Here is a 10,013-nt window from a genome sequence, read left to right as displayed (position 1 = left end):
GGCTGTGGGGACCATGTAGTCGGGGAGCGTCCGGGCGAGGTGCCCGCGCAGTGCCCCCACGTCGGCCGTCGCCCCCTCGGCGGGCACCACGTAGGCGGCCAGGTACTTCCCGCCCGGTCCGCCCTCGCGCGTCGCCACGACGGCCTGGCCCACGGTGGGGTGGGCGAGAAGCACGGCCGCTGTCTCGCCGGTCTCCACACGGAACCCCCGCAGTTTGACCTGCCCGTCGGCGCGGCCGGCGAACGCGAGGGTGCCGTCGGGCAGCCAGCGCGCCAGGTCGCCCGTGCGGTACATGCGTTCGCCGGGCGGGCCGAAGGGGTCGGCGACGAAGCGTTCGGCGGTCGGTGCGGGGCGGCCGAGGTAGCCGCGCGCGATACCGGTGCCTGCGAGGTACAGCTCCCCCGTCACCCCGGCGGGTACCGGCTGGAGTCCGGTGTCGAGCACATAGCTCCGCCCGCCGTCCAGCGGGCGGCCGATCGGGATGCCCCGCCGTCCCGCCGTGTCGGCCAGGTCGGCGGCCGTGACCTGGTGCCAGGTGGCGCAGGTCGTCATCTCGGCCGGGCCGTAGCCGTTGACGATGCCGGTGTCCGGGCAGTGCCGCCGTACCGTCCGGACGGCGCGGGCCGAGACGACGTCGCCGCCGGTCCACACGGTGTCGAGGGTGCTCAGACAGGCCGGGTCCTCCTCGGCGACCAGGTGGAAGAGTCCGGCGGTCAGCCACAGGCTGGTGGGGCGGGTCTCGGTGATCAGCCGCCGCAGGGTCAGCAGGTCCAGTTCGCCCGGTGGGGCGACGACGGTCTCGCCGCCGTTCAGCAGGGGCACCCACAGTTCCATCGTCGAGGCGTCGAAGGAGTGCGGGGAGTGCATCACCATGCGCCGGGCGGTGGTGGGTTCGTAGCAGGCGTCGGCGCCGAGGGCGAGGATGCCCTCGTGGGTGATGGCGACGCCCTTGGGGACTCCCGTGGATCCGGACGTGAAGATGACGCAGGCCAGCTGGAGCGGATCGGTGGGCATGACCGGCGGCGTGCCGCCAGGCGGGGGTGGCGCGGCCAGGGCGTCGGCGGCGTCGAGGACCGCGGTCGCCCCCTCGGGCCGCTGCCCGGGCGGCACTTGGGGACCGACGACCAGGACGGCGGCGCCGGCCTCGGCGATGACGCGCGTCTGCCGCGCGCGGGGCGCCCGGGTGTCGAGCGGTACGTAGACCCCTCCGCTCTTGAGGATGGCGAGCACGGTGACGGCGTACAGGACGCCTCGTTCCATGAGCACGGCGACGGGTGTCCCGGGGCCCACGCCGGCGGCGGCGAGGTGGCCGGCCAGCCGGTCGGAGCGGGCCTGGAGTTGCGCGTAGGTGACGTTCTCCGTCTCCGAGCGCAGGGCCACGGCGTCCGGCGCGCGGCGTGTGTGCCCGGCGATCCGCTCGGGGACGCTGCGGGCGGCGCCGACGACGGGGCGGGGCCGGGGCGGTGTCGCGCCCCACCGGTGCAGCACCTTGTGCCGTTCGGCCGGGTCGAGCAGGTCGGCCCGCCCGATCGGGGTGTCGGGGCCGTCGGCCATCCGGGCGAGCAGCCGGACCAGGCGTTCGCCCGTCGCACGGGCCGTGCCGGGCGCGAACAGGGCGGTGCGGTATTCGAGTACGCCCTCCAGTCCCTGGCCGGCGCCCTGTGCGTCGCGGTGTTCGTACAGGCTGAAGGCGAGATCGCACTTGGCGGTGCCGGTGGCGACCGTGGTGACCTCGGCGCGCAGGCCGGGCAGGTCCAGCCGTCCGGGGGGCGGCGGTGTGACCACGAGCATGACCTGGAAGAGGGGCGGGCCGGTCTCGGGACGGTGCGGCGCCAGCGCCTCCACGACCCGCTCGAACGGGACGTCCTGGTGGGCGAAGGCCGCGAGGTCGCCCGCGCGGACGCGGCCGAGCAGCTCCCGGAAGGTGGGGTTCCCCGAGGTGTCGGTGCGCAGGACGAGCGTGTTGACGAAGAAGCCGACCAGCGCGTCGAGTCGGGGATCGGGCCGGTCGGCGACGGCGGTGGCCACCGGGATGTCGGTGCCGGCACCGAGGCGGGTGAGGAGTACCGCGAGCGCGGTGTGTACGACCATGAACATGCTGGCGCGTTCGGCGGTGGCGAGCCGGGCGAGGCGCCTGTGCAGTCCGGCGGGGACGCGGAAGGCGACGGTGGCTCCGTCGTCCGTCGGCGGCGCGGTGTGGTCGGCGGGCAGGGCGATGCGGGAGGGGAGGCCGTCGAGCGCGCGGATCCAGTGGGCGAGCCCGCCTTCCGGCCCGCCTTCCCCGCCGGCGGACGGGTCCGTCCCGGTGCCGGAGTCCGCGTGGCGGGCGAGCGCGAAGTCGGCGTACTGCCGGGGCAGCGGTGGCAGCGCGGTGGGCGGAGCACCGCGCAGCCGCGCCGTGTAGGCGATTTCGAGGTCGGCGGCGAACGGGGCGAGAGACGCGTGGTCGCAGGCGATGTGGTGCAGGAGGAGCAGCAGGGTGTGCGTCTCGCCCGGACCGGTGGTGAACAGCTCGGCTCTCAGCGGGGGTTCGAGGTCGAGCCGGAAGGCGTGCCGTGCGCGCTCGGCCAGCAAGGCGGGGAGTTCGGCCGTGGTGGAGGCTGTTTCGACGAGCCGGGGACGGCCCGTCTCGGGCGGCAGGACGCGCTGGTGGGGGCGGCCGTCCTCCTCCTCGATGACGGTACGCAGGATCTCGTGCCGGTCGGTCACGTCGCCGAGGGCGGCGGCGAGGGCGGCGCGGTCCAGGGAACCGGTCAGGCGTACGGCGAGGGGCACGTTGTAGGTCACGTCCGCACCGGTGTGGCGGTGCAGGAACCACAGACGCCGCTGCCCGTGGGACAGGGGGATGCGGTCCGGGCGGCCGGGCGGTGTCCGCGCGGGCGCCCGGACGGAGACGCGCCGGGCCACGTGGGCCGCCAGGGCGCCGACCGTGGGGTGGTCGAAGACGTCGCGGACGTCGAGGTCGCACCGGTGGGCTGAGCGGATACGGGCGGCCAGCCGGGCCGCGCGCAGGCTGTCGCCGCCGAGGTCGAAGAAGTCGCCGTCCGGGCCGACCCGGGCCGCGCCGAGGAGTTCGGAGAACAGGGCGGCCACGTCTCGTTCGAGCGCGGTGGCGAACGGCGGGAGGTCCCGGTCGTCCGTCCCGGCCTCTTCCGGCACGAGGTCGGCGGGCGCGGGCAGGGCGGCGCGGTCGAGTTTGCCGTTCGCCGTCATCGGCAGGGCGGCGACGCGTACCAGTTGGGCCGGTACGAGATGGGCGGGCAGGCGCGCGCGCAGATCGCGGCGCGAGCGGTCCGGGAAGTCGGGCGCGGGGTGGGCGTCGCGCGCGACGACGTAGCCGACCAGGCGTGGCTCCGCGTGGGCGGCGTCGCGGACGGCGGTGACGGCGGCGCCGGCCACGCCGTCCAGGGCCAGGAGCGCCGCCTCGATCTCGGCGGGCTCGACGCGGTGGCCGCGGATCTTGAGCTGGTCGTCCGCGCGCGCCAGGTACTGGAGGGTGCCGTCCGTCGTCCACCGGGCCAGGTCGCCCGACCGGTAGAGGCGCGAGCCCGGCGGACCGAAAGGGTCGGCGACGAAGCGCTCCGCGGTGAGTCCGGGGCGTCCGAGGTAGCCGTGGGCGAGCGACCGGCCGCCGACGTACAACTCGCCGGTGACGCCCGGCGGTACGGGGCGCAGGCTGTCGTCCAGGAGGTGGATCCGGGTTCCGGGGATCGCGGCGCCGATCGGGCTCCCGCCGTGTTCGGTGTGGCCGGGGGTCAGGTCGAGGCGGGTGGCGTGGACGGTGGTCTCGGTGATGCCGTACATGTTGACGAGCGCGGCGGGGGCGGTGTCCGCACCGTGGCGCCGGTACCAGTCGCGCAGGGTCCGCGGCAGCAGCGCGTCGCCGCCGAATATCACCCACCGCAGGGCCAGTCGGCGGCCCCGTTCCGGGTCCTCGGCGTCGGCGTGGTCGAGAGCGGCGAAGGCCGACGGGGTCTGGTTCAGGACGGTGACGCGCTCGCGGACGAGGAGGTCGAGGAGGGCTCCGGGCGAGCGGGCCACGTCGTGCGGGACGACGACGAGGCGCCCGCCGTGCGCCAGCGCGCCCCACAACTCCCATACGGAGAAGTCGAAGGCGCAGGAGTGGAAGAGCGTCCACACGTCGCTCGCGCCGAAGCCGAAGAGGGAGGCGGTGTCCGTCAGCAGCGCGACGGGGCCTTCGTGCGGCACGACGACGCCTTTGGGACGGCCCGTCGATCCCGAGGTGTGGATGACGTAGGCCGGATGCGAGGGCAGCAGCGGGGCCCCGCGGTCGGCGTCGGTGAGGTTGCCGGTGTCGTCCGTGCCGGAGAGCAGGACGGTCAGCTCGCCGGGTGTGAGGACGTGGACCGGGCGGGTGCCGGCCAGGATCAGCCGGATCCGTTCGTCCGGCCAGTCGGGGTCGACGGGGACGGCGGCGGCGCCGGACTTGGCCACGGCGACGAGTGCGGTCACCAGGTCGGCGGAGCGCGGGAGCCGCACGGCGACCAGCTGTCCCGGTCCCGCCCCGTGCCGGACCAGGGCGCGGGCCAGCCGGTTGGCGCGGGCGTCGAGTTCGCGGTAGCGCAGGACGGTGTCGGCGTCCTGGACCGCCACCGCGTCGGGAAAGCGGGACGCGGCCCGCTCGAAGAGCTGAGGGAGTGTCGTCGGGGCGGCAGCCGGTCGTACGGCCGGCCCGGGCGCCGGGCGGCGGCGTTCGGCCGCGGACAGGTGGGCGCGGTCGCGCAGGTCGCCTTCGGGGTCGGTCGCCAGCCGGTGCAGCAGCCTGGCGTAGCGGCGTGCCTCGGCCGCCGCCTCGGCGCGGCCGTACCGGGCCGGGTCGGCGTCGAGGTCGATGCGCAGGCCGCCGCGCAGGTCGTCCGGGTACACGGTGACGGACAGGTCCTGGACCGGCCCGATGGCGACGTTGCGCATCGCGGCGGGTCGCCCGGCGAAGTCGCGGCCGTAGGTGAACGGCAGCACGTTCACCGCGAGTCCGTAGAGCGAACCGCCCGAGCCGGTGAGGCCAAGGTCGTGGAGCTGGTCCTCGTACCGGTGGCGCCCGTGGGGCAGTACGGCGCTCATCTCGTCGGCCAGGGCGCGCACCAGCTCGCGGGCCGGCCGGTGCGCGTGGACGCGCGTGCGGACCGGCAGGATGTTCGACGCGGTTCCGGCGGCCAGCAGGGACGTCTCCCGGTCGCGTCCGCCGACCGGCAGGCCCAGCAGCACGTCGCCGGTGGCGCACGCGCCGGTACGGACGTGTGCGAGCAGCGCTCCGGCGGCCGTCGCCAGCACGGGCCAGCGCACACCGAGCCGCAGGGCGGTGGCGCGCAGCCCGGCCAGACCGGCGGCGGGCAGGCGGGCGCCGCCGCGCACCGCGAGGCCGCCGGCGGTGCCGGGGTGGCGGACCGGGGCCGCCCCGGCGAGCCGGGCCTTCCAGAAGTCGCGGTCCGCCGGCGCCTCGGGCGAGGCGCGGTAGGCGCGTTCGGCGTTCAGCAGCGCGTCCGGCCGGTGCACCACGGGCGAAGGGCGCTCCCCGCGCTCCAGCCCCGCGTAGAGCCGGCCGACCCGGCGCGCCAGCAGGGCGCTGCCCAGGCCGTCGAGGACCAGGTGGTGGCAGGCGAGGTACCAGTGGAACCGGTCGTCGGCCAGGCGCAGCAGCGCGGTCCGGAACGGCGGCCCCGCACCGAGGTCGAACGGCCGGGCCACGTCCGTCCGCATCCATGCCAGGGCGGCGGCGGCCGGGACCGGCTCGGCCCGCAGATCGACGCGGGCCACGGTCCACGGCGGCAACGGCCCGTCCCACTGGCGGGGTTCGCCGTCGTCGCCGACCGTGAACCGGGCCCGCAGCGGCGCGGTCTCGGCGACGGCCGCCCCGAAGGCCGCCTCGAACAGGTCCGGATCGAGCGGTCCCCCGATGTCCATGGAGAAGGCCACGTGGTAGCGCCCCGGGCCCGCGAGCCGGTCCCCCAGCCAGATGCCGCGCTGGGCCGAGGTCAGGGGCACCGGACCGGAGCGGTCCGGCAGGGTCACCCGGTCACCTCCGGCCCCGTGGGCCGGCCGCGCAGCGCGGGGGCGAGCATCTCGGCGATCTCCGCCAGTGGGCCGGGCCGGCCCATCTCCGCGTGCGGGCACTCCACGGCGCGCACGTCCGGCTTCCCGCCGTCGACGTACGGCTCCCACTGGCGTGCGGCGGCGTCGGCGGAGGTTTCGAGTGCCGTGAAGACCAGCAGGTCACCGGTGTAGGGGGACGGGGTGTGGTCGTGGGAGAGGACGGCGTTGTTGGTGTAGACGCGGCACAGCGTCTCGATCATCGCCTCGTCGAACGTCGCGAGCAGGCCGGGGTAGGCGCGGCTGATCTCCAGGAACCGCGGATAGGTCATCTCCTCGTCGGCCCAGATGGCGGGGTCGTAGCCGAAGAACTGGAGGATCGTGCGCATCACGTGGTCCGGGCCGAACCGCAGGTGTGTGCCCTCGCCGTCGGCGCGGTCGGTGTCACCGTCACCGGTGCCGCTCGCCTCGTCTCCGTTGCCGTTCTCCCGCGCGGGGGCGGCGGGCATCGAGTCGAGGACGGCCAGCAGCCCGATCTCCTCGCCCGCCCGCTGGAGTTGCACGGCCATCTCGTGCGCGACGATGCCGCCGAACGACCAGCCGAGCAGGTGGTACGGGCCGGCCGGCTGTACGGTGCGCAGCTGGGTCACGTAGTCCGCCGCCATCTCGGCGACCGACCCCGGCAGGACCTGTGATCCGTCCAGACCCCGTGCCTGAAGCCCGTACAGCGGCTGATCGGTGCCGAGCGGCCCGCTGAGTCCGGCGTAGGACCAGGCGATACCGGCCGCGGGATGCACGCAGAACAGCGGCGGGCGGCTGCCCTCCTCACGCAGCGGCAGGAGCACACCGGTGCCTCCGCCGAGTGCGGAGGGGCCCGGCTCCGGGATCGCCGCGACCGGGGCGTCCGCGCCCCCGCCCGTGAGGAGTTCGGCGGAGCGGACGTCGCCCAGGACGCTGTGCGGCGCGTGCGCGCTGCGGGTCAGCAGGGCGACGAAGCGCTCGACGAGGTCGTTCGCGCGGTCCGGGTCGATGAGGTGGGGGTGGTACTCGATCTGGAGGCTCAGGACGTCGTCGCGGTGGCTGAGGACCACGCCGAGCGGGTAGTGCTGCCGGTCCTCGCCGGAGGCACGGACGAGTTCCAGGTCCGGTGCGGGACGGCGCAACGACTCGCCGTCGAAGGGGTAGTTGGCGAAGGACATCATGGTGTCGAACATGTCGCCGCTGTCGGTGATGCGGCGGATGTCGGTCAGGCTGATGTGCTGGTACGGCAGGAGCTTGGCCTGTTCGTTCTGGACCCGTACGAAGAGGGAGCCGAGCGACTCGGCCGGGTCGATCCGCACCCGGGTGGGCACGGTGTTGATGAACAGTCCCACCATCGTCTCCACACCGGGCAGTTCGGCGGGGCGGCCGGAGACCACGGAGCCGAACACGACGTCCCTACGGCCGGTCTCCTCGGCGAGCAGGATGGCCCAGCAGGTCTGGAGCACGGTCGCGAGCGTCACGCCGTACCGCCGGCCGGTGCCGACGAGCGCTCCGGTGACCTCCTCGCCCAGCGAGGTGCGCAGATGGCGGGAGGGCACCGGTTCGCCGGGCTCCCGGTTCCCGACCTTGGTGGGGGTGAAGCCCGCCAGGGCGGTGCGCCAGGCGGCCTCGGCCGCCTCGCCGTCCACGCGGGAGAGCCAGTTGGCGTACTCACGGAACGGTGTGCCGGCGGGCAGGGCGTGCGGTGTCCCGGTGACCGCCGCCCGGTAGTGGGCGAACAGTTCGCCGATGATGACCGGCAGCGACCAGCCGTCCAGCAGGATGTGGTGGGTGGACAGGACCAGGCGCCGTCGGTCGCCGCCGAGGTCGATCAGCAGAAGCCGAAGCAGCGGCGGGCGGGACGGTTCGAAGGGCCGGGCCCGTTCCTTCTCCAGGAGGCGTTCGACCTCGCGCTCGCGTTCGTCCTCGGGAAGGCCGCCGAGGTCCACCTCCTGCCAGGGCACGTCCATGCCGGGGCGGAAGATCTGGACGGGGTGCGGGAGCCCGGTGTGCACGAAGGCCGCACCGAGGTTGCGGTGACGGTCGAGGAGGGCGCGGAAGGCGGCCCGCATGGCCGTGGTGTCCAGTGTCCCTTGCAGCTCCAGCCAGAACTGAATGGTGTACAGGGAGTGCGACACGTCCGCGGGGTCGCCGGACCCGGGGTTGTTCAGCGAGCCGAGGAGAAGGTGGTAGAGCATGCCCTGCTGGAGGGAGGAGAGCGGCAGTATCTCGTCCAGACCGGGGTGGTCGCTCTCCAGGCGCTCGATCGCCCGCTGGTCGAGCCGGACCAGGGGGAAGTCGGACGGGGTTCGGCCGCCGGCGCCGGGCTCGGCCGCGTGGGCGGCCAGCGCGTCCAGCAACTCGAACCAGTTCTCCACGAGTTCGTCGACCCGCTCCTCGTCGACGATCCCGTCGGCCCAGGAGAACGCGATGCGCAGCGCGGTGCCGTCCGCGGCGTCCTCGGTGAGCGCGTTGATCGACAGCGGGTGGTCCAGCGGCATCCCGGCGTCGGCACCCGCCGTCATGCCCGTCTCGGGAGCCGGTGACCAGTCCTGCTCGCCGCCCTCGGAGGGGAGGAGGAAGCGGCCGAAGTAGTTGAAGCCGATGTGCCGGGGCTCGGCGGCGGCCAGGCGGGGCCCGGTCTCCGGGTTGAGGTAGCGGAGCATGCCGAAGCCGATGCCCTTGTCCGGGATGGCGCGGAGCTGTTCCTTCACCCCGCGCAGGGCGCGGCCGAGTTCGCCGCCGGAGGGCACCGTCCCGCCGGAGAGCGGGGCGCCGGGGGCGAGGCGCACCGGGTACATGCTGGTGAACCAGCCGACGGTGCGCGACAGGTCGGCGCCGGGCACGACCGGTTCGCGGCCGTGGCCCTCGACGTCGATGACCACGTCCTCGGTGGTGCCCGTGCACCGCTGCACGGCCAGCGCGAGCGCCGTGAGCAGTACGTCGTTGATCTCGCAGTGGAAGGCGGCCGGGATGGTGGTGAACAGGTGCCGGGCGCGCTCGGCGCCGTAGACGACCGTCCGGGAGCGGGCCGTGCCGGTGGTGTCGCGGGCGGGGTCCAGGGGCCGCCGGGCGAAGCGGGGGCCCGGTACGGCCAGCATCCGCTCCCACAGGGGCAGTTCGGCGCGCCGTTCCGGGGTACGGGCCTGCTCGTCGAGCGCGCGGCTCCAGTGCCGCAGCGATGTCTCGACGGGGCGCGGGGCGGGGCCGCGTCCCGCCGCGGCGTCCTCGTACGCGGCGATCAGGTCGGGCACCACGACGCGCCAGGACACGCCGTCGCAGGCGAGGTGGTTGGCCATGAACAGGAGCCGGCCGGGTGTGTCCGGGCCGGCGTCGAACCAGACCACCCGCACCATGCGGCCGTCCCGCACGTCCAGTTCGGTCTTCGCGCGCGCGGTCTCGTCGGACAGCAGGCGCAGGAGGGCGTCGCCGGAGAGCGTCCCGGCGGGCACTCGGCGTACGCAGTCGGCGGCCAGGACACTGCCGGCCGGGCGGACCTCCAGGGACCAGCCGGGTGCCGAGCGGTCGAGGCGGAGCCGGAAGGCGTCGTGGTGGTCGATCAGCGACTGGACGGCCGCCGTCAGCGGGTCCTCGCGCAGGCCGCCGGGGACCCGGAGCAGCACCGCCTGGTGGAAGCCGTCGATGGGCCCGCCCTGGTCGCGCAGCCAGTGCATGATCGGGGTGAGGGGTACGTCTCCGACGGCGGCCGCGTCCCCGCCGGTGGTCTGCCGCCCGGTCTCCCGCGCGATCCGGGCGAGGGACTGGACGGTCTTGTGCTCGAAGATGTCCTGCGGGATGAGGACGAGACCGGACTGGCGCAGATGGCTGACCAGTTGGATGGACATGATGCTGTCGCCGCCGAGGTCGAAGAAGCTCTTGTCGCGCGGCACGTCGGACTCGCGCAGCACTTCCGCGAAGGCGGCGGCGACGAGGTCCTCCCGTGA

2 protein-coding genes are annotated in these 10,013 nt (G+C 74.8%); both read right to left on the bottom strand.

Annotated elements, in window-relative coordinates:
- A partial coding sequence (locus GXP76_RS31065; protein WP_242574956.1) for a non-ribosomal peptide synthetase occupies positions 1-6,030 on the bottom strand: 6,030 nt, incomplete at its 3' end.
- A partial coding sequence (locus GXP76_RS31060) for a condensation domain-containing protein (RefSeq protein ID WP_242574955.1) occupies positions 6,027-10,013 on the bottom strand: 3,987 nt, incomplete at its 5' end. The genes GXP76_RS31060 and GXP76_RS31065, both read right to left, overlap by 4 nt.

Source organism: Streptomyces sp. NP-1717 (assembly GCF_022695985.1).
Taxonomy (GTDB): Bacteria; Actinomycetota; Actinomycetes; order Streptomycetales; family Streptomycetaceae; genus Streptomyces.
Note: the sequence above shows the minus strand (reverse complement) of the source record. Positions and strands in the feature narration are given on the sequence as shown.